At 40.7% G+C, this 22,613-nt stretch carries 17 protein-coding genes; 14 read left to right on the top strand and 3 right to left on the bottom strand.

Annotated features, from left to right (window positions below; genetic code table 11):
* Window positions 1-16: 16 nt before the first annotated feature.
* Together MKX35_RS24585 and MKX35_RS24580 are read left to right on the top strand one after the other, a co-directional pair.
* Window positions 17-967 carry a nucleoside hydrolase gene (locus MKX35_RS24585; protein WP_076283227.1) on the top strand — a complete coding sequence of 317 codons (951 nt, stop codon included), beginning with the start codon at window positions 17-19 and terminating at the stop codon, window positions 965-967.
* 161 nt (window positions 968-1,128) lie between these two features.
* On the top strand, window positions 1,129-2,382 hold the full coding sequence (locus MKX35_RS24580) for a stalk domain-containing protein (protein WP_081382750.1): 1,254 nt from the start codon (window positions 1,129-1,131) through the stop codon (window positions 2,380-2,382).
* A 55-nt stretch (window positions 2,383-2,437) separates the two neighbouring features.
* On the opposite strand, the gene MKX35_RS24575 is transcribed toward MKX35_RS24580, so the two are convergent.
* Window positions 2,438-2,986 carry a hypothetical protein gene (locus MKX35_RS24575; protein WP_076298575.1) on the bottom strand — a complete coding sequence of 183 codons (549 nt, stop codon included), beginning with the start codon at window positions 2,984-2,986 and terminating at the stop codon, window positions 2,438-2,440.
* Between the two features lie 132 nt (window positions 2,987-3,118).
* Here MKX35_RS24575 and MKX35_RS24570 point away from each other — a divergent pair, with 132 nt between their 5' ends.
* The 4 genes from MKX35_RS24570 (at window position 3,119) to MKX35_RS24555 (ending at window position 8,202) form a co-directional block, all read left to right on the top strand.
* On the top strand, window positions 3,119-3,535 hold the full coding sequence (locus MKX35_RS24570) for a hypothetical protein (protein ID WP_076298574.1): 417 nt from the start codon (window positions 3,119-3,121) through the stop codon (window positions 3,533-3,535).
* 269 nt (window positions 3,536-3,804) lie between these two features.
* Window positions 3,805-4,752, top strand: a complete 948-nt coding sequence (locus MKX35_RS24565) for a radical SAM protein (protein WP_076298573.1) — start codon at window positions 3,805-3,807, stop codon at window positions 4,750-4,752.
* 175 nt (window positions 4,753-4,927) lie between these two features.
* A complete protein-coding gene (locus MKX35_RS24560) occupies window positions 4,928-5,953 on the top strand; it encodes a bile acid:sodium symporter family protein (RefSeq protein WP_076298572.1) in 1,026 nt (341 codons plus the stop codon).
* Window positions 5,954-6,168: 215 nt separating this feature from the next.
* Entirely contained in the window at window positions 6,169-8,202 is a 2,034-nt protein-coding gene (locus MKX35_RS24555; RefSeq protein WP_076298571.1) for a methyl-accepting chemotaxis protein, read from the top strand.
* A 151-nt stretch (window positions 8,203-8,353) separates the two neighbouring features.
* On the opposite strand, the gene MKX35_RS24550 is transcribed toward MKX35_RS24555, so the two are convergent.
* Window positions 8,354-9,634 carry a histidine--tRNA ligase gene (locus MKX35_RS24550; protein ID WP_305953472.1) on the bottom strand — a complete coding sequence of 427 codons (1,281 nt, stop codon included), beginning with the start codon at window positions 9,632-9,634 and terminating at the stop codon, window positions 8,354-8,356.
* Between the two features lie 353 nt (window positions 9,635-9,987).
* Here MKX35_RS24550 and MKX35_RS24545 point away from each other — a divergent pair, with 353 nt between their 5' ends.
* The 8 genes from MKX35_RS24545 (at window position 9,988) to MKX35_RS24510 (ending at window position 16,331) form a co-directional block, all read left to right on the top strand.
* Window positions 9,988-10,641 carry an HD domain-containing protein gene (locus tag MKX35_RS24545; protein WP_076283219.1) on the top strand — a complete coding sequence of 218 codons (654 nt, stop codon included), beginning with the start codon at window positions 9,988-9,990 and terminating at the stop codon, window positions 10,639-10,641.
* An 85-nt stretch (window positions 10,642-10,726) separates the two neighbouring features.
* Window positions 10,727-12,172 carry a DEAD/DEAH box helicase gene (locus MKX35_RS24540; RefSeq protein ID WP_076298569.1) on the top strand — a complete coding sequence of 482 codons (1,446 nt, stop codon included), beginning with the start codon at window positions 10,727-10,729 and terminating at the stop codon, window positions 12,170-12,172.
* Window positions 12,173-12,349: 177 nt separating this feature from the next.
* Window positions 12,350-12,787 carry a hypothetical protein gene (locus MKX35_RS24535; RefSeq protein ID WP_076298568.1) on the top strand — a complete coding sequence of 146 codons (438 nt, stop codon included), beginning with the start codon at window positions 12,350-12,352 and terminating at the stop codon, window positions 12,785-12,787.
* A gap of 386 nt (window positions 12,788-13,173) precedes the next feature.
* Window positions 13,174-13,647 carry a glycoside hydrolase family 73 protein gene (locus MKX35_RS24530; protein WP_081382749.1) on the top strand — a complete coding sequence of 158 codons (474 nt, stop codon included), beginning with the start codon at window positions 13,174-13,176 and terminating at the stop codon, window positions 13,645-13,647.
* Window positions 13,648-13,652: 5 nt separating this feature from the next.
* Window positions 13,653-13,940, top strand: coding sequence for a hypothetical protein (locus tag MKX35_RS24525; protein WP_076298566.1), 288 nt, complete (start codon window positions 13,653-13,655; stop codon window positions 13,938-13,940).
* Entirely contained in the window at window positions 13,940-14,380 is a 441-nt protein-coding gene (locus MKX35_RS24520; protein WP_076283214.1) for a hypothetical protein, read from the top strand. Before MKX35_RS24525 ends, MKX35_RS24520 begins: the two co-directional genes overlap by 1 nt.
* A 287-nt stretch (window positions 14,381-14,667) precedes the next feature.
* On the top strand, window positions 14,668-15,117 hold the full coding sequence (locus tag MKX35_RS24515) for a hypothetical protein (protein WP_076298565.1): 450 nt from the start codon (window positions 14,668-14,670) through the stop codon (window positions 15,115-15,117).
* A gap of 773 nt (window positions 15,118-15,890) precedes the next feature.
* The gene (locus MKX35_RS24510; RefSeq protein ID WP_076298564.1) at window positions 15,891-16,331 is read left to right on the top strand and encodes a GNAT family N-acetyltransferase; all 441 of its coding nucleotides are present in this window, start codon (window positions 15,891-15,893) and stop codon (window positions 16,329-16,331) included.
* Between the two features lie 262 nt (window positions 16,332-16,593).
* Here MKX35_RS24510 and MKX35_RS24505 read toward each other — a convergent pair whose 3' ends face one another.
* Entirely contained in the window at window positions 16,594-22,539 is a 5,946-nt protein-coding gene (locus tag MKX35_RS24505; protein ID WP_076298563.1) for an endo-beta-N-acetylglucosaminidase, read from the bottom strand.
* Window positions 22,540-22,613: the final 74 nt, after the last annotated feature.

Here is a 22,613-nt window from a genome sequence, read left to right as displayed (position 1 = left end):
GTGGGAGAGAACATAAATGAGCAAAACACGAATTATTATTGATGCAGACACAGGTATTGATGACGCACTGGCAATTCTATATGCATTACGCGCTCCAAACGTAATTGTAGAAGGAATTACAACCGTTTTTGGAAATATTGATGTCGACAAGGCGGCGGACAATTCACTGCGACTGATTGAGCTTGCTAAGCCTGGTTATGAGATTCCTGTAGCTATCGGAGCATCCAAGGCACTTGTTCGTGAGCACTCAGGCTACGCCACTCATGTGCATGGTGAGAACGGTATTGGTAATGTGGAAATTGCTCCATCCAGCCAGCGTCCCATTAGCGAAACTGCATCAGAGTTTATTGTCCGGATGGCTAATGAGAATCCCGGAGAAATTGTATTAGTTACACTGGCACATCTAACCAACCTTTCGATGGCGCTTGATATGGATCCTGGTATTAAGAATACTTTGAAAAAAGTAGTGGTGATGGGCGGTACGATCTTCAATCCCGGCAATAGAACACCGGTTGCAGAAGCGAATATTGCTGGAGACCCTGAAGCTGCAGATCATGTATTTACATCTGGACTTCCCGTAATGATGGTGGGTTTAGACGTTACGCTTAAGACGCGGATTACCCAAGAGCATATCGATTTATTAAACCGTTTTGGACGTGAAGAGAATAAAGAGATCATTTCGTTTATGGAACAATCGCTCACTCATTATTTTAATTTCTATCGTGAAGCGAACTTTTTGATTAACAGTGCACCGCTGCATGATCCGCTCGCGCTTATGGTTGCGCTGCAACCAGATCTAGTAACCTATAAAGAAATGAATGTTCGTGTGGAGCACAAAGGTGAGTTTACATCGGGAATGGTCGTAGCGGATTTGCGGGCTCTGCCAAAAGTGGGTAAACCCATACAAGTTGCTGTGGATGTAGATGTTGAACGAGCAGTGGGAACCTTTTTGAGCGTGTTTATGTAATTTTGTCGACCTCTACTAATATGAAAAATAATAATTTCGAAACTCATAAATGACAATCTATTAATTTTACAATTGGATAATCTTTGGTAAAATGGTAGAAGACATATAAAGAGTTTAAGAGATTACACTTCATATTATGGAAGATGGGAGACTTAACAGTCATGAACAAACGGATTGGCAAATTGGTTTTATGTCTGGCGATTTCGCTAGGCGGCACCACGGCATTATTCCAAAACACTACACAAGCAGCACCCGCAGGTGGAGTTAGTATTGTGCTGGATGGTTATGCACTGCCGTTTCCAGTAGAGCCTGTTGTGATGAACGGAACGACGATGGTTCCATTCCGGGCGATATCAGAAGCGCTGGGGATCAACGTAGAGTGGAATCAAGCGCTTAAGAAAATTACCGCGACCAAGACGGATACAGCGGGTACTAAAGTGGTAACGTTGACCCTTGGTAGTAAAAATGCAGGCGTAAACGGCGAAGTTGTGAAGCTAGGGGTTGCCCCGCAAACGATCCGTAATAACACGATGATTCCACTCAGCTTTTTCGGCCAGCAGTTTGGTGCGGGCGTAGCTTGGGATCAAGCAACCAAAACGGTATCGATCACTTCACCAAAGACGGATATGTATAAGCTGGGCTTTTATGCGCTTAGCTCATACAGTGAAATTTCGTTACTTCCTAGCTTTGATGCTGTAGCTTTTGGGTGGAGCGGGATTGATAAAAGTGGACAATTCACCACGACAGGCACTGACTTTAGATGGCCTCAAGCAGCTGGGGATGTAACCCCAGAGTCTATTATCTCGAATGCAGCAGCAGGTGGCACAGCGCCTTATCTGATGGTCTTTTCTGGTGACACTGCAGCGGAGCTCACGAAGAATCTGGAAGATAAAGTGCTTCAAGAGCAGACGATTACAGGAATCATTGAACTGGCTACACAAAAGGGATTCCAAGGCATCACGCTGGATCTCGAAGGACTGGGTCTAACGGGAGATAAAGCAAAGGTGCAAGCCGATTACAATGCTTTTGTGAAGAATTTGTCTCAAAAAGCACATGCAGCAGGTCTTAAGCTCACGGTTATTCTTCATCCATTAAACAGCTCTTATAAAGGTTATGATTACAAGACGCTGGGAAGCCTCGCAGACGATTTGGTCATTATGGCTTATGATTATTTGCAAGAGAAAAAAATTCCAGAGCCGATGAGTTTAGTTGATGAAGGCATCCGGCTTGCACTTCAGCAAGTGAGTAAGGATAAGCTGATTCTCGGTATTTCCGTATACAGTGAGAATGAAACATCAGTAAATTCCAAGGTTGGACTTGCTAAACGTTATGGTCTTAAAGGGATTGCAATTTGGCGTGTGGGCTTGATTGGACAGCCTGTCTGGAATGAGATGGGCAAGTCTGTGGAGTTGTAGGCGGGATTATGATACGTTATCAAAAGAAAAGGGCTGCCATTTGGCAGCCCTTTTTTTATTCATACGTACCATTCTTGATGGACTCGATGGTAGTGAACATCCCTGAATATACATTTTTAATGTTGGGTTCATTTACTTTGCCGTTGTAAAGCCCGTATTCCCAAGATCTAAATTTTTCACCATTATGGAAATAGCCTGTGACATACATATCATTATTAAAATTTGTTAAAGAATAGTGCTCATACGATACGTCTTCAAGAACAAACGGCATAAATGATTTCGTAGCTCCAATAAAGAAGAAAGGAACGCCTGCATTTGTGTATACTTTAACATACTTGTTGTCGTCCGCTTCTTTCAGATGCTCTTTCGTAATAACTACAGCATCATAATTAGAAGAGAGCTTTGAATAATCTTCTAACTCCTCAAAAGAAATACTTGTGAAGTGCACATGTTCTTCTCTTATTTTAGGGACCTCGCCAACAACACCTATAAATAAGCTTTTCCCTGAGTACAGCGGTGTATCAACCGTATCGGCATTAGATGTACAGCCTGTAACAAATATGAATATTAGTATAATGAGTGAATTTAGGATGATATTCCTCATCTTTTGGCTCCTTTCAAGCGTTCTGCATGAGTTGTGTTTGCTTACAATAAAGCATTATACTGGAAATTAATGGTTCAGACCAGTAAATGGATCATGGACTTCGAAAGAACCCTGATTCAGAGGAGGGTTATATTGCATCCAATTACAGCAATAGAAATCATATTTTCGGTTGTTTTTGTCCTCATTATATTTGGAGTAGCCTTGTTTTTACCCCGTAAGATTAGGAGGTCTGGTTTAATTATAGTATCTTCAATAACTGTACTTTTGCTTCTATCCTTCGCTATTCGCCCCTACTGGATTGATTATCAAGTATCTCGAAAAACAGAAAAACTCAATCACTATTTGGAGGAGAAATACCCTAATCAAGAATGGGAAATTAGTCGACAAGCAGGTAGACAATATAATCCTTATCATTTACAAGTTAGATTTAAAAACGAAGAAGGATGGATTTATATTTATTCAGTCGTAAATGAGAAGAAAATTCACCAGAGTGTTTGGGTACCATCAGGTGGCAACTCTTTCGAAGAAGGAAAGCATTACGAAAAATGAGATCAGCTGAGTAGTGACGAAGGGAAGTTTGGAGCTGTAGGAGCGATAGCGACCGCCCGAAATCTTTCCGTAGGAAAGCTCACTTCGTAAGCATAGGCTGTCTCCGGAAGTCCAAACATTCCCGTAGTTACGACTGAAGCTGCTGACCTGGATTTCTCAAACACACTTCGACTGTTATATACCTCACATTAACCTAAGCCATAAACCTTTATAATCTCTAAGATTGAACCCTTGAATCAAATCATTATTTTTCAGGAGGACTTTAGAGAATGATATATAAAGCATTGGAACTAGACAAACCGCTTACTTATGAGCTGGAAGGCTTAGAAATAGGAGTTACCTCGAACTGTAATTTTCGCTGCGATTATTGTTGTGCGTATAATAGAAATGATGGACAAAGCATCAAGGCTAAAGAGGTTATCCGAATTCTTGAAGAGCTTCCTGGTCTGAAAAGAGTACGCTTGTCAGGTGGCGAGGTCACATTAAAGTTCGATGACTGTGTGGAGATTGTAAACTACTGCTCATCCAGAGGGATTCAGACACAGCTCAATTCGAACGGCAGTCTTTTAAATGCTGAACGGATTGATCAATTGGTCGCGGCAGGATTAACGACGATACATATTTCCTTCAATTTTACTACAGCGGACGCATTCTCTCGTTATTATAATATTCATCCAAGCATCTACGAGAAAATTAGAGAGAACATTACTATGTTCGCGGCAACTAGTGTAGATACGGTGCTGGAAACGCTGTTGTTCAGCGAAACTCAGGATAATATGAAGGAAATTAGTGATCACGTATATGCGATGGGTGTTAGAACACATGAGATTCAGAACAGTATTATCATGGATCATACGGGTTGGAAGTCTATAGCTGCCCGTGAACAATTAAAGAATGCTGTGAGTGAACTGATCGCTATGAAGGAAGAGGATACGACCCTGTATTTTACTTGTATGGACCGGTTTATGGATGCGCTTGGGTTCGAGGAGCAACCGGGCGTTTATTTTCCACACTGCATAGAGGGCAAGAAACAGCTTCATCTACATGGCAATGGTGACATCCTGATCTCTGAATTATGTCATCCCGTTATTATTGGCAACATTTATCAGGGAACCTCACTGAAGGACTTATATAGTAACATGCCAGCGCCTTTGGCTCAGTTCCTGGATAAACTGCCATGCCCAGCACTGGACGCATTGTTTCCGCAAGGGGTTTAAATCGTTAAGCATTGCTATAAAATTACGACATGGAGCCAATTTAATGAATTGGTTCCTTTTTTGTGTAGTAGATTAATGGAAAGTCCTGTATGATTTCTGTAAGCTTATAGAGACTGCTATAACTTAAATTTGCGGATAAGGAATGTATGACATCCATACATAAGGTATGCGACACATGCTTACGAATATAAGAAATGGACTCATCAAATCCAATGTTGTTCTCGAAAAAATCATGCCACTATTAACACCTACTGCCATCGTGGTTGGTGTGCTTAATGAAAGCAGACTGCTACCATTCACAGGTCTCGTCCCATGGATATTCGCTTTTATGACATTGATCGGAAGCTTGAAATCCAATCTCAAGGATCTGCTGGGCGTACTGCTGAAACCACAGAAGTTGATCGTGTTGATGATTATTCTTCATATCGTGATGCCGCTCATTGGCTGGCTCGTTGCAAGTGCTGTTTTTCCGGGAGATCCTTACACAGTGACAGGATTTGTACTGTTGTTTGCGATCCCAACGGGTGTCGTTAGCGTGGTGTGGGTATCTATATACGGCGGGAACATTGCACTAACTTTGGCACTTATTCTGATCGATACGCTCTTGTCACCGATTGTCGTTCCGGGTACCTTGTATTTGCTCATGGGAGCGAGTGTGGAGATTCAGCTTGGGGAAATGATGAAAGGGCTCCTATGGATGGTTGTCATTCCTTCGGTAGTCGGGATGCTTCTGAATCAATGGACAAAAGGCAAGGTGAATACGGTATGTGGACCTCCGCTTTCCCCATTTGTAAAGGTTGGGTTGTTCATGGTTGTTTCTATTAATGGTGCTAGCATTGCCCGTTATCTGAAACACCCGGATAGTAAATTAGCGATTATTATTGGCGTAACCTTCGTAACCGTAGTTCTCGGATATGTAATCGGAGCATTGGTATCGCGCCGTTTCCGCTTTAGCTACGAAGATTCTGTGGCCGTACAATTTAATTCCGGCATGCGTAATTTAAGCGCGGGAGCTGTGCTCGCAGTAAAATATTTTCCTCCGGCTGTTGCACTCCCTGTGATTTCAGGAATGTTATTCCAGCAAATTCTCGCTGCAATGTCTGGTCTGTTTTTACGTAGCAGAACTAAACACCCTTTAACAGATGGTGCAATTACGCAAGTTTCCTCAGCATCCCAGTCAGAACCGCCTATTTCATCTTAGAAATAAAACAGGTCTTAATAACTAGTAAAAAGAAGATGACCGAACTAGTAGAACTAGTTTTTTCTGCATTTATATGCAAAAATTCGACATTTTTTGATATTTTCCGTATTTTCGCTTCGTCAATATTCACTAATTTATCATCATATCCGATAGTAGTTGTATTATTTACAATTGCATTGTTCTCTAATGAACAGTAGTCGGAAGGATGAGGGAAAATGAAGATTCGTCTTAAACTATCACTTATGATGATAGGTGTGACCCTATTATGTATTGCAGTAATGGGGGTTTTTACATATTTAAGGTCAACTCAGGCCATTGTGAGCCTTACTGAGAATTCTATGAAGCAGGTCAATACGAATAAAGCTCAGACCATATCGGCTATGATTTCGAAGGAGCAGAGAAGTATTGAACTTATTGCGGGAAGGTCGGAAATTGTCGAATTATTACTCCAAGCAGGGAATGGTGGCGTCGCCAAGGGGAGTAAGCTACAGAATGAGGTAAATATCAGCCTTCAGGGAATTGTGAAGGATGCTGGGAACCTCGAACATGCTTTTGTCAGTGATATGAATGGCATCGCTGTGGCTGACAGTGATATTAAGCTTATAGGTACGGATTTCAGTGATAGAAATTATACGAAGAAAGTAATGGAGACTGCGGCGCCGGTAATTAGCGAAACGCTGAAATCGAAATCTACTGGGGCTTATGTGGTAGGATTTGTACATCCGGTTAAGAGTAACGGGAAGATGATTGGATATGTAGCTTCAGCGGTTTCCGCAGATAGTATGATTAAGTATTTAGCAGATGCAAAAGTAGTAAATACAACGACTTCGTATGCTTATCTTCTCGATGAGAATGGGAATACACTGTATCATCCGGATAAGAAGCAAGTAGGACAACCTGTTGCCAATGATCAGATCATGGCTGTGGTGAAGCGTGTGAAATCTGGTGAAAAAGTAGAAGATAGCCTGCTTAGCTATACATATAATGATGTGGATAAAAAATCAGCCTATACCGTTATGCCTGAGACCCACTGGTTGCTTGGGATAACCGCAAATTTAGATGAAATTGTAAAACCTGTGAATGAGATGAGAAGCTTTAATCTGTTTCTGGGTGCAGGAAGTTTGATTATTGCATTGTTGATTGCTTTATATTTTGCCCAAAAAATCTCTTCACCGATTGCTAAACTGACAGAGTTGATAAATAGAACGGCAGAGCTGAATTTGACGTATGACTCCCAGTACGAGTATCTGACGAAAAACAAAGATGAAACAGGTACGATAGCCATAGCGATGCTCCGAACACGGGTTATTCTTCGTGATATGGCGGGTAGTCTAATCATGATCTCGACCAAGGTGCTTGATAATGCGGAGACTCTTGAAAAGCTGTCTATAGATGTACGGGAGAATGCTCATGATAATTCGGCAACTACACAGCAGCTTTCGGCAGGGATGGAGGAGACAGCAGCTTCAACACAAGAGATGACGGCAGCGATAACTGAAATTGATATTAATGTGTCCGAGATCTCCAGTAATGTGAAGGAAGGCGCTGAAGTTTCCAAGCAGATCAGTGAGCGGGCGATGGTGTTACAAGATGAGGCGATAGAGTCTACGGATAATGCGAAGCGAGTGTATGAATCTGTTCGTATCGATATGGAAAAAGCAATTGAACAGTCGAATGCGATCTCAGAGATTAATGTACTGGCGGATACGATTCTATCGATTACTAGTCAGACCAATCTGCTTGCTTTGAATGCAGCGATCGAAGCGGCTAGAGCAGGTGAGGCAGGTAGAGGATTTGCTGTTGTAGCTGGTGAAATCCGCAAGTTGGCTGAGAAATCGTCAGAGACTGCGGCTGGGATTCAAGGGGTCGTTTCAGGAGTTTATGCTTCTGTTGAACTAATGAAGGAAAATTCAGAGGCGTTACTAGCTTTTATTGACCAGAATGTTCTTGGAGACTATGAGCGGTTAACGGAGGTAAGTCAGCAATATAACAGAGATGCTACTACAGTGAATTTGCTGATGAATCAATTTGAGACTGCGGCCGATCATCTAAGTATGGCTGTATCTAGTATTTCTATAGCGGTCAATGAAGTGGCTGCTACAGTAAATGAGGGGGCTATTGGGATTCAGGATATTGCGGTGAAGACGTCTGATATCGTTGAGAAGACATTCCATGAAGTTACGGTGGCTGACGAGAATACCCAAAGTGCCAAGGAGCTACAAGGGCTGGTAGATCGGTTTAAGATCTAAGTAGGATTAAGGGAATCTTTATCCGTCATTCATAAAATATTAAGCTTGCAAGGTTATAGTACATATATAAGCTCCCTTAAATATAAACTTTGCCCCGCCGGCCGTCGGCGGGGTCTTTTTTTTATGTGAATCTTTTTAAGCGAATACCAGCTTAGCCAGTGATGAGGTAAATAGCTTCATCCAGCGGAACGATAACCTCTGTTTGTTCCACCATATCTTTCAAACGTACCTTATCAACACTTGATTCGCTTTCACCGATCAGTATAACGTAACGGATGTTTTTGGATGAAGCTGTGGCGAGCTGCTTTTTTAATTTTCTTTTACCGGATACGAGAGTCGTTCTTATAGAACAGGCACGCAGCTCGGCTGCTGCAATCAAAGCTTGTGGTAGTGTCTCACCAATGGGAATGACCATAACATTTGCTGCTTTATTTTCTTGGATAGGTCGTTCTGCTAGGAGTGCCATGATTGACTCCATACCAAAAGACAACCCCACCGTAGGATATTGAATATCTTCTCTGCCCACTAGCTGTCCGATAATCGCGTCGTATCTGCCTCCGCCACCCAAGCTTGAGGCAAAGGAACCAGATGCATCAAAGATCTCGTAAACTGTTCCTGTGTAGAATGAAAGACCTCGGGATAAGAAAGGATCGAAGCGGCAAGTCTCCTGTAGTCCAATGTCTTGGATTAGATTTTGTAGGATGAGAACCTCTGACGCACCCGGTTGTGTTGTGAGATTGTATTTGTCGCATAACTGCTCAAAGCTTGGATTGTCCATTTCGATAAGCGCTAGAATCGCTGCGATGGTTGCACGTTCTAGCCCCTTGCTAATGAACTCGTTCTCCACTCCACTAATGTTGATTTTCTCAAGTTTATCAAGGGTAAGCATAACGGATAGTTGCTCTTCCGCAGGTACGCCGATGGATTCTAGAATCTCACCGAGAAAACGTCGATTGTTCCATTTTAGGATGATAGGAATGTCTAGCTTGCGGAACGCTTCGGTAGCCAGTTGCATTAGCTCAGCTTCAGCCTCAGGGCCGGAAATGCCGACCACATCGACATCACATTGCAGGAATTCACGCAGACGCCCACGTTTTACGGGTCCATCTCGGAACACTTTTCCGATCTCATACCGCTTAAAGGGAAACTCTATCCCTGGATTTAAAGCGATCACTTTGGCAAAAGGGATGGTCAGATCATAGCGTAACCCTACCTTGCGGTTGCCTTGATCTGTAAGTTGGTACATTTCCTTAAGAATTTCGTCCCCGCCTGCATATTTTGAAGTTAATAACTCCAATTCATTTAATAACGTCGTATCCATCGATTCAAAATCATAGAGCTCGAACAAGTCCTGCAGCGTATTTTGAATGTTCTTTCTGAGCGCTTGCTCTTGACCGAAGTAATCATAAGTTCCTTTAATGTTTTGCATCATTAGTAGCTCCTTTGAATTGGCATAGTTTAGAAAATAAAAAAACGCGCAGGACCTCTTGGTCCTGCGCGTGATCTATGCCGCAGGGAGGCCAACGCGAGTAGCGTTAGCCTCCCTGAAAAAATTCAGGAGTGCTAACGCTGTTTGTGATAATAATGAAGTTGATTCAGCATGATTGTATTTGTATTCATCAGAACCAATTCCCTTCGAAATTTTGATTACTGCCGATTATAGCCGATCATTTGGAGTCGTGCAAGCAAGAATTTATAATTTGTTCGATTTCTTGTGGGCGAATAGACAAGTTATCAGCTATAATAGGGCTTCGATATTCCTTAAGGAAAGGGAGTTTTTCTACGATGAATGAATCTTTAATTATAGCTCGAACCGAAGATTTTGTTAAAGAACAACTTGGACAAGATACTACGGGTCATGACTGGTGGCATTGCGATAGAGTGCGCAACACCGCCGCTGAAATTGCCCAGATCGAGAGCGCAGATGTATTTGTTTGCACGATGGCCGCCTTGCTGCATGATGTTGCTGACGAGAAGCTTAATCCGTCTAAAGAAGAAGGTTTGCTTAAAGTACGTACTTGGCTTTCTTCAAACCTTACAGATGAGCAACAAATTAATCATATTATGATGATTATTGAGACGATGTCCTTTAGTGGTGGCGGGGGAGAACCGATGCATACGCTTGAAGGCCAAGTGGTTCAAGATGCCGATCGACTTGATGCGCTTGGTGCGATTGGCATTGCCAGAACCTTTATTTTCTCAGGGGCGAAAGGTCGTCCAGCTTATGATCCAGAAGTGTCTCCAAGAGATGAATCGCTTCAAAAGGAGTACAGGGATTACAGCAAAGGAACGGCTATCAATCATTTTTATGAGAAGTTATTAAAATTAAAATTCCTGATGAATACAACCTATGGACGCAAGTTAGCAGAAGAACGGCATGATTTTATGCTTAATTATCTGGACCAGTTCTATAAGGAATGGAATCAAGGGAGCCAATAGCTGTTATAATGATAAGTATGCACAAGATGAAGGATCGCGGAGTTTCCGCTTTAACCAGAACAATCGGCATAGAAGAGGTTGAACGATGAGTGAATTGCAATTTAGAGATTATGAGTTAAACGAAGACATTATTAAAGCGCTGGATGTCCTGAAATATGAGACGCCAACAGAAGTTCAAAGTAAAGTGATCCCTGTAGCTCTTCAGCAAAAGGATCTGATCGTTAAATCGCAAACGGGTAGCGGAAAGACGGCAGCTTACGGAATCCCCGTCTGTGATTTGGTGGATTGGGTGGAGAATAAGCCGCAGGCTTTGATTCTAACGCCTACTCGGGAGCTTGCCATGCAAGTGAAAGAGGATATCACCAACATTGGACGATTTAAACGGGTTAAGGCCGTGGCTCTTTTCGGTAAGCAGCCTTTTGCTCCACAAAAAATTGAGCTTACTCAAAAAACACATGTTGTCGTAGGTACGCCTGGACGTGTGTTCGACCATATTGAAAGAGGTACGCTTCCGCTAAATCGGATCAAGTATTTGATCATCGATGAAGCAGACGAAATGCTGAGCATGGGGTTCATTGAACAGATCGAAAAGATCATTAAGCAGCTGCCAAAAGAACGAGTGACTTGTGTTTTCTCCGCTACATTACCGGAAGTGATTAAGAATTTGTGCCGGAAATATATGAGCGATCCAACGGAAATTGAGATTCAAGCAAGTGGAATTACAACCGCTACAATTGAACATGCGTTGATCGAAGTGAGACAAGCTGCTAAGTTCTCGCTACTGAGCGATATTATTAAGGTGGAGAATCCGGATAGCTGCATTATCTTTTGCCGTACACAAGAACAGGTGAATGCGGTATTTAGAGGGCTGGCTGATTTGGAATATCCCTGTGATAAGATCCACGGGGGAATGGAGCAGGACGAGCGTTTTGAGGTCATGAATGCTTTTAAAAGAGGGCAGTTCCGTTATCTAATCGCTACCGATGTAGCGGCAAGAGGCATTGATATCGAGAACATCACTCACGTGATTAATTACGATATTCCACTGGAAAAAGAAAGCTACGTGCACCGTACAGGCAGAACTGCTCGTGCAGGTAAGACAGGCAAAGCGATCACTTTTGTCACTCCAAATGAGCAAAAGTGGGTGAAGGACATTGAAGGCTATATTGGCTTTAGCATCCCGAACATGAAAGCTCCTTCGGATGATGCCGTTGCTTACGCGAAGGAAGCTTTCGAGCAGAAGATTAACAAGCAGCCTGTCCGCAAGAAGGACAAAAGCGAAAGCTTGAACAAAGAGATCATGAAGCTGTACTTCAACGGCGGCAAGAAAAAGAAGCTAAGAGCCGTGGACTTTGTCGGCACAATCGCAAAGCTTGAGGGTATATCTGCAGAAGATATCGGTATTATCTCGATTCAGGACAATGTGACCTACGTGGATATTTTGAACGGTAAAGGTGCAATGGTACTGCAAGCGATGAGAGAGACGACGGTGAAGGGCAAGCAGCTTAAAGTGCATATTGCGAAGAAATAAGTACGTGAACAGCAGTTTATCGCTAATCACCATTCATAAGTGCCGCTATTGATGCGGTTTAATTAAGAGGGAGTCGTGTTCTTTACGCGGCTCCTTTTTTATTTGTTTTTTACAGATTGAAAATAGAGGATTAATCTATCGGTATTCAGAACTGTTACTAAATAAAGAGGTGGTATAGTGAAAAGTGAATTTAAGAACATTAGGATTAAAGCGATTCTGCAAGTTCTAATTGTTGTATTTTTGCATTTTATAACTATCTATTTTTTGAAGCTGAAAACTGAAGATTGGGATGAAGAAATAGTAAACCAGATGTTCTTAATGTATTCAGTACCAATATTTCTTACATATATTTCTTGCATGAGGGCTTTAAAGACGAGGAAGCTAAGGTACAATATTGCATGGTTAGTTATCAGTACTTTACCTAGCATGAGAATTCTATTTTACTTAAAAGAATATCAAGGGAAAAAATCTGCAAATCCTGGTTTCATTGAATTTGATATTCCTCAGATAGAGCTTATTTATCTATTTCCTGTTAGTTACTTGGGTATCCAACTAATTTTAATATTTTTAATGTTGATAATGATATTTTCGAAGGAAAAACCAGTAATTGATTAACATCTGTACATAAAGAATGGAAATACGAGATTCTCTTTTCGTCCATCACAACCATGGAAAAGTTTCTAATTATGCTAAGGGCTGGATGAGGTTGGTCGTTTGATACCCTGAAGGAAACGGTGAGGCTCTATCGTAAAGAAACTTAGTTTTGGGAGGAGTAATTATCGAATTGGGTGTAGATGAAAAAAGTTTGTGCTTGAGCGAGTGTTTAGATTGTGTTTTTGTTTGATTTATAGGGAAAACCTCCCTATAAATTACTGATTTTCGCTGGATTTTAAGCTTTTTAGGGAATTTCTCCCTATAAATCGCCTGAAATCCGCTGTTATGAGCTAATTAGGTGAATTTAAAGGGAGAAATCCCCTAATTGTTGAAATCAGGACCGTAATATCGATGAAATTGGGGAGGATTTCCCTAAATTTCATTCCCACGAATCCATAGGAAAAAACGCAGTATGCAATTATAATTTGTTTGGTATTAAAGCGAATAAATCATATAAAGGTGATTATTGCTTGGCAAGAACACATGAAGAAGTGGATGGCGTACGTGTGCCCACGACTTCAAAATTCTGGAGCTACTCTAGCGTAGCAGGATCTTTTGCTGACCATTCGGATTTCCTACTTAAAAACAGCCGTTATCGTTTCGCATTATCCAAAGAAAATCCTTATGAGTTTGCTAACGAACTCCAAAGAGCTGGTTATGCGACGGATAGTCAGTATGCCAACAAACTGAAATCGATTATCCGAAAACAAAACTTAGCTTCGCTAGATATGAATCAAGGGATTGACCCCGCAACGGCCAACCCTTTACTGATATCGGATTTGTTGGAGGAGGCAGTGGGGACGGTGGGGCTGGTAGTTTAATTACTGTGACCTTTGGGATTAGTCAATATTATGGTGGGCCGGCAGTTAAAACCCATCAAGAAAAACGTATGGACGGTAAGTATTATACCGTTTATGAAACCATAAACGATCCCACAACCGGAAACCCAATAATTAATTTTGAAAATTACGATCGTGTGGTACTCTCATCTGAAGCGCAAGCTCCAATCATTGAGATAAAAGACATCCCAGAAGCAATTAGAGTAACCATTTATGCACCCAATGAACGAGAATTTTATGTGATGAACGTAGACTATATAAAGGGGACCTATTAATGAATACACAATTGGTTAATCTGCAGTTCAGTGATACTTACCTCATGGTCAATTTCGAGATTACTTTCCAAGAAATTCAATCCTGGTTGTCTATGGCCGGCCACAACATGGATGATGCATCCCTTTTTCGAGCTTTGTTATTCCCAGAATCATTAGATTCGGACCAACAGACCGAGTTGTGCTGGATTATCCTACACAGATACGAGGATGTTTTCTTTCAAACCAATCGCAACTGGACGGATCCGGAACATCCAGCAACAATGAACTGCGTGCATCAGTTATTGCTTCGCATGATGAACAGTCGCACACTTAATGGTGAAGATAATACGAAGCTGGACCTTTACTTACTCTTGCAGGAAGACCGTCAAGCTGATACACCGTTATATCCTACGCTACATCATCTGTTTGATGTGAAGTGGGGCAGTTCCGCTTCCGCGTAGTGTAGCAATTTGAAATAGCGTTTAATCCTAATAGCAGAAAGAATTTAATTACACCGCCTTCGAAAGAAGGCTTTTTTTGTTAGTCGATACCTTTCAATAAAATAGTGGAATATTAAAATACGCTCTTTTAGTCGGTATGGTATCAACGGAACTAAATGATATATCAAGCGTAATTGTAAATAAAAGGAGTGATTTAATGAGTTATTTTATCGAGTTTTTAAGAACCTTATTTCCTGATTCAACACCCGCTGCAATATCAATTATAGTTACAGTATTAGTTTTTTTGGATGTATAAGGAGCTAAGAAGCAACTTTCTTGAAAACAGTAAATCTAATCAACAACGGGTAGATAAGGCTCTTGATATCTACTCTGACATTGAATTTGGAATATATAAATACCTCAATGAAAAAAGTGACCTTTTTACAGTAGCTGAAAAGATATCTAAAGCCTCTTCGCTCCTTCCTTATGATTTACTAAAATTATTCATTAAGTTTAAACAGACAACTAATGAGTCTTTAAAAAGGGAGATGTTGCTTGAATTACATAAAGATATAGAAAAGGAAATCTATAGTTTGAAATTTAAACAAGTTGATCCAGTAACATTCAAGAGTGATAAAAATATAGCCGCAAGTGTTGAATACTACATAAAAACGAAGATTGCACCTTTTGGAATTCCTTTTATTTATACCTACTTAATTTTGTATTTTTGTTATTACTTATACTGCTCATCGCTTTAATTGATAGCGCCGCGACAGTAACGGAACAAATTTTCTTGATTTCCTTGATTTTCGCTTCATTGTCCTACCTTATGGTTCTATATAATATTATTTCTGAAGGTTTTCTTAAAAGACGATTCCAACGCTCCTATATAAACTGGATTTTATTGTTAATATTTGCACTTGGGATGCCATCATTGATGGTTTTTACTGACGCATGGTTCAGAGGCATCCTCGTCTTTGTAATGATATTTATTTATGGTTATTATGCAGGACGAAAGTGTATGAGAGAACGTGCTGTATAAATGGTCCCCGCAATCTGCTTAATAACAACCATACAACTGATGTGAATTATGTTATGGTTCATTCACTTAGAGCTTGGAACAGATGTACCGCGGTGAAGATAAATCAGGGTGAACCGTACCATAAGTGACTGCAAGTTTTATCGGGAAATCTGGAAGTAGGCTTGGTAGGGCGCTTTGCAGGGTATGGGTTTGGGATTGGCTACGTATTAGGCAAGTCGGAAACAACAGGCTGTTGAGAGCTTTTTTGGTTCACAGAAGGATGAGTCATCTGGCTCCCTATATGTATTAAAGTTTGCTTGAATCAGTTTTAGGCTTACAGGAAGTTGTGTTTAAATATAATCATATTTTACCATGTTAGTTCATATCAAGTGTTATACTGTACAGTTATGAATAAGAACGGAACGCTTGTTTGGATAACGGAGAGCGACTAGTAAAATAAAAGAAAAAAGGTAATTTAGCGACTAGTTGCCTATAAGAAAGGGAGTATTTATGCAAATAGAATCGCTTAATTCTAGCGATAAGTTATGGCAAGTCGTTGCTGAGTATGCGCTGAATTGTTCATGGAAAGCAGGAACTACTTTAGCTAAACAAATGAAAGAATTCCATTTTTCAGACTGGGAAAGAGTTTTTGCAGCATTAGATGGTGATCGTATTGCTGGCTATTGCACTTTAGCAAAAACAGACTGCATACCTGATGTTTCCTATACACCTTATATCGGGTTTGTGTTTGTGGGAGAGCAGTACAGAGGCGATCGATTAAGTGAAAAGTTGATTTTATCTGCCTTGGCATACGCTAAGGAACTTGAATTCGATAAAGTATACCTTGTCAGTGATCATGTTAATTTGTACGAAAAATATGGTTTCAAGAAGGTAGATGAGAAAGAGGCACCTTGGGGGGCAATGGAGACTATTTTTATGCACTTGGCGTAACGTGCTGCTATCTAGCAAAGGGCCATTCCGCAAGGGATGGCCCTAAAACTTGCAGTTTCAGCTAGCGCGGAGAACCCTATCACAAGTAATGTCGAAATTTATGAAAAAGCTAGTAATTAAGAGATTACATAAGGTTTTAGAGAGAGACCCCGTATATACGTTAGCGTCAAGTACTAGCAAACGAAAACAAGCACACCTTCACAATTAAGATTAGGTGTGCTTGTCATAGCTTGTATTAGTCTATTCTGTTAGTCATTGCAATTTACTTTGTCATAATATTGTAGAGTGTCTGAGCAAATTCCGCTCTGGTTGCTTTATCTACTGGTAAGAGGTTACCGTTTAATCCAGATATAACTCCATTATTCACAAAGTATGTCATGGCAGCAGTTGCATAAGCAGATACTGTATCACTATCTTTAAAGTTTTTCAGTTCATTTGGAGTAGTTCCGGTCGGCAATGCATTAATGCTCTTAAGCGTATTATATGTCAATACAAACATTTCCTGTCGTGTAACTTCTTTTTCAGGTGCAAACATGTTATTGCCCGCACCATCTGTTATACCCAACCGCTTTGCCGCTGCTAGATACCCAGTATAGTACGTGTTTCCAGCGTCACCGAAGTTGTTTTCAGAGTTTTGATCTGGATTGATACCAAAAGCTTTCATTATCATTACCAGAGATTGTGCGCGGGAAACTTTTGTTTCAGGACCAAAGTTCCCATTACCTAATCCATTGGTTATGTCTCTTGCTGCTAAATAGCTTACGGCATCATTGTACCAAGCGTTGGCTGCAACATCGGTAAATTCAATATTGTTGTACCCTACAGCATATTGCGAGAAATGAGGTACACTGAATGTTAGTGTTTGGGTTGTCACATCATACACACCATTTTTCACCACATTAAGTTGGCCAGCAGTATTGATATGGTAAGCTACAACTGCAATTGGCTTCTCATCGGACTTAAGTGCATAAGGTATTGTTACTGTTATGTTTCCACTAAACTCCGATATCGTCTTGTCACCGCTAGTAATATCGAAATTCACAACGGGTCTATCTCCAACTTTGTGCTGATAATCAGCATCTAATGTTGATGGTTCCATCTTCGTAGCAGTAATGGTAACAGTTCCTGTTGCTTGATCGGAGATGCTTGATATCGCATTTCGACCAAATGTCATTGTTCCGATTGGCGTAGATATTGTTAAGGTAACCGCCGTATTAGATGTGAATTTCATCAAGGATTCATTTGATAATGTAACTTTGACTGCTTTAGCATTTGATGGAGCGTCCACATCCAGTTTAATTGCTACTTCAGTATTTACACCTTGATCAGCAGCTTTTGATACAGCTGTTGTGATAGCATCATCAATCAGTTTGCCAGGTACTGTAGTAACTGCTATTCCATTTTCATCTGTAGTTTTCACAGAAGTTACAGTTGTTACCTTGCCTTGAGAAACAGTTGTCTCATAAACGGGAACGGGCTTTGTTGTAACTTCACCACCACCTGATGGAGGTTGGACAACTGGAGGTGAAACCACTTGTTTCTTTAATACGGTAACTCCGATACTTACTTTCAATGAAATACTATTGGTATTTACCAAGTCAGAAGGCAATATTACTTCGCCATTTACTGTAAACGTTTGTTCTGTCTTGACTGAAGGATCGTAATCAGCAGAATTCACATCCCAAGCTACAACTGCATTCATTTTTCCGTTATTAGTTACTAATACAACGGTAGCAGGTAGCTTAAGATCAGCGATTGTCTTTAGAGTTCCGTTAGGCAATCCGGTTATCGCTGTCGGTGCTTGAATGCTTACAAGCTCTATTCCAGGAATCTTCTCAAATTCAGCAGTAATTATTACATCTTCAGCTGGCATTGTAAATGTATCTTCGAGTATCACATTGCCATTTACTTTCAGAGAACCTGTTTTTAGTTGATATCCAGCATCAGGTGTTACTGTCAATTTTACAGTTTGACTTGGTTTTGCTGTCGATAGATCTGATGTTACTGAACCATTAGTCATAACACCAACTGTAATCGTGTAAGGTTCATCTGTATCTTTTACTACTCTAATCGTTTTATCAGCAAACTTCGTCGAATCAACTTCAGATGTTGCTCTAATTGTAAGCTGATCTGCTGTTTCATTTTCGTTAACCATCAGCAATCCGTTGAAAATTTTAGTATCGACATTTTCAGCACCATAAACAGCCCATGTAACGGATGTTGATGCGTCATTTTTTACTGCCACATTAGCAGTGAATTGCTGAATCTTACCAGCCTCAACGAAGTCAACTTGGTCAGGGATTGTAACACTGATTACTTTTGGAAGTAGTTCATTTACTACTAACACTTGTGCTATTCCTGATTTTGTTGTATCAAACGTTGAAGTTGCTTTAACTGTCAGTACACCACCAATTTCTTCGTCAGCAGCAACACGGAGTACCCCGTCACTGATGGTAGTATATTGACTTGAGTTACCGTACACATCCCAAATAACGGTATCACCAGCATTACCTGCGACTTTAGCTTTAAATGTTAGTGTAGTTCCGATCTTTCCATCCACATCGTTAGGGGTTATGGTTACAGAATCAACTACGTGGTCTCCACCCTCTACCAAACGACTTACCACATTATCAAGATCAAACCTTAACTTTTCAAGTTCAGTCTTTGTTACAGCTATTGTAGAAGATTCTACTCCACTGATAATACCTTTAGTTTTTTCTAAAACATCACTAAAGAGTTTAAAGCTATCAGCTGTATATTGATCTTCAGTGTATGTTTTTTCATATTCGTTACAGACTTCTTTAAGTCTTTGAATATTTCCAATACTACGAAGTGCTAAGGCCGATTCTTCTAATGCAGCTCTATATCCTTCTGCGTCACTCGCTGTAACTGCTGTTGATAGTGCTGCTTTAATAGCGTTTAAAGCTATTGAGAATGGCCCCCATGTAGCGGGAACATAATTGGCTTCATGCAAATTACTATAACGATTGACTAAATCCTTCAAAGAAGCTTGGTCAACATAAAGCTCATTAGTAGGATCATAAGTATATTCTAGTCGTCCTGAGTTAGGTTTCCCATATTGTTTCAGTTCATAATACAGCGTGCCACCATCTTTGGACAACGGAACTCTTGCCTGCCTAATGAAATCTTGGCCTTCTTCTACTTGCTGTGAATGTAAAATAGGTGATTGTGAATCAGCAGTTTCATAAATCTTCATAGAAGTCCCAACATCTAATCCTTCTAAGGTAAACACACCGTACTTACTACGTGTTTGGTTACCCATTAAAGAATGCTCCAGCTTAATTGATGTTGGTAGCTTAATTTCCGTTCCAACTTCAGGCGCATATTCAATACTAGAACGTAAGCTCACCACTCCATTTACATTAGTTGTGTAATACAATCTGCCGCCTTCAGGAATTAATGTTAAATTCTCAAAAGAAGCCACTCCACGATTAAGCTGCTTGTATTTATTGTTTGGTTGTGTAGCTTTTACCTCTGCAATTGGTTGGTCAGACTTCAGGCTGTCATAGATTTTCACGATACCTGTATCATCTGCAACCGTTCCCCCTGATCCGATAGGCATTGCAACATTGTCTAAAACTACAGAATCAGTTGCTCCAACATTATTTTTCACTGTTACATTGCGGTCTAGCAAGGCTGTGGAATGAGGGACATAAGGATTCTCATACAATTCAAATTCATAGATACGAATTGCATGCCAAGGACAGTTATCACTTTTTGTAACGTGAAGCCTAATATAACGTGCTGTAATAGGAGTATCAAGTACACGGTCGGTAACGTCTTGACGGTTTCCGATTACCTCATCGACTTTTGTGTAATTTAATTTTATAACTCTCTGCTTACTAGTAGGGTCATTAGGATCTAAAATAGGTTGTCTATCATCTTTCGCATACTGTAAATCAAACGTGTCGGTATTAAAATCTACGCCCTCACCTGCACCGGCAACGTTAGCATGCTTAACAACCCAACGGCTAATATCCATATCTTTGCCCAAGTCGAAGTAAGCAGATGCAATTGTTTTACCTGAAGCCCATTTACTGTTTGGAATAACACCATCGTTAATTTTGTCAACCTTGCCCCCAGGGTCAAAAGAGCCATCATCAACGACCGGGACGTTCAACGCAATATTAGTACCTTCTACTTGCGCTACTTCGAAACCACCCGTAACAGCTGGCCAGTTGAAATTGAATGTTTTTACCCCGCCAACTGTTCCATTAGCGCTGTATGATGTAATTTCGAAAGTAGTCTGTGCTTCTTCATTGTCTCTTACAAATCTACCTAAATAAAAAGCATCACTTGGTGTTGCGCCAATGAATTCTTTTGTCCCATCAGCGTATACGCGATGGATGGTGTATAGTGACGCATTGGCAGATTTATCCCAATATATTCTTGCTTCTGCTGTTGTATCATTTACATATATTGAATCATCAAGTGTAATTGCAGATGTTGCTGCAGGAGCAGCTTCATTTGTTGTAAATGCAAGTCTTCCGATATTTATAGAATAGTCCTTAACATCCTCATTTGCATTTATTTTCAATGATATCGCAATTGCTTTTTTATCGTGTTTTGATAGGTCGATAGTAGAGGTTGTCCAACCATTCTTCTCTGTACCAGCTGGAACAGGGTAGAATTCGAAATTACTATCGTCATAAGTATCGCCAAAGCATAAACCAACATACACATCGACATCTGAAGCAGGTGTTTTATATGTGATGCTTATCTTACTATTATCAGTGATCTCTAACTGTGAGCTGTATAGCTTTATGTGATTTGCTTGATTTGCGTCTAGATTACCTGATAACTTTAACGATGATCCTCCCCACCAAGCATCTTCATAATCAAAATTAGGAGCTAGCTTAGAACCTTTACTATCAACAATCCAACGCCAAGTTGGTGTTATATCCGTTAGTGAACGGTTATACCAACCCTTTTCCTTACCAGTAACAATACCGTCTTCATAGAATTTCTTACCGTTACCAACTGTGAAATTTGTTGCAAATTCATTTCCTATAATTGGTGTTTGGTCTGCAACAAGATTTGAAAATCCAGGAAAAACACCGAGAGTACGTGTTTTATCTCTAGGATCGAATGCTGGACCTGTCCACAAACGTAGGTCTTCATGGTTCATAAAATCATCGATACTCTTAGAGCTAATGAGTGTTGCGTTAGGCCCTAGAATACCGAGAGATGTTTTTAATTTCCCATCGGGACCAATTAGATTAGTAACATCAGCACCTTTGTCGGTATAAGGGAAGTTCTCCCATGTCGCATGGATATCAAAAGGGCTTCTACCAGCGTCTACGACTGACTTAATTGAAGCATTAATATTTCTCCAGCTCATGTCAAGCCACCAGTCGTTATTTAAGCGTGTATCCCCATCTTGCATCCAATTTTTAACGTCAGATTCACCTAATTGACCTTTCCCGTTATACCAAGCCATAGTAAAGTTATCTGGCTTCTTCTCCTGAATATATGCGAGCATCTCTTTAAGTTTTGCCATGCTCTCTGGACTTGAACTTGATTCTTGATTAATGGTAAAACCATCAAATCCATAATACTGAGCAATTTCAACTAATTTATCGGCAGCAACAAAATTACCTTTAGCGTCCTGTTCCACCAACTGATCAATAAACTTACCACCATATGCACTGTCACCCCAAGGGATGAAAATAGTTCCAGTTGCCTTTACACCGTTTCTATGTGCAGAGTCTATATGCTCTGGTGTCGGTATAGCAATTGGCCCCTCAGCTGACGAGCCTCCCCAATAATTGTTGATATCAACGTATTGGAAATTTGTCATTGCATATGTGTAAGCGCCATCGCCACCCTGTGACGGTGATTGGCTTGCACGTGCACTTGTACCACTAAGAGGGATTATTCTTGCATCGCGTGATGCATTAGGATTGACGGATGGTCCCATCCACCTTTTTGCCAGAGGAACAGCACTCCGATTATATCGGGCATCGGGGTCATTATCAGGAGTCCAATTTTTCAATTCGTCGATTTGGAATGCTGCCCCATAAGGCTGCAATGTTTCATTATGCAAATAGTACTCATTTGATATCGGCAATGGTTCAGGCCAATACCCCAAGGCAGCTTGTACTGGTTGCCCTGTAATCAAAACAGTAGAAAGAGTGGAGCCAACAAGAACACAGCTCAACGCTTTCTTAATAAGAGGTTTTTTCATCTGATTATCTCCTACTTTGTGTATTTTTTGAAGATTTCGTGCTGCTATTTACTCCTATTAGGAGTTGAGAGACA

The organism is Paenibacillus sp. FSL R5-0923, from assembly GCF_038009145.1.
In the GTDB taxonomy this organism is placed as follows: Bacteria; Bacillota; Bacilli; order Paenibacillales; family Paenibacillaceae; genus Paenibacillus_AQ.
The sequence above is the reverse complement of the archived record's forward strand: the minus strand, read 5'-3'. Positions and strand labels throughout refer to the sequence as shown.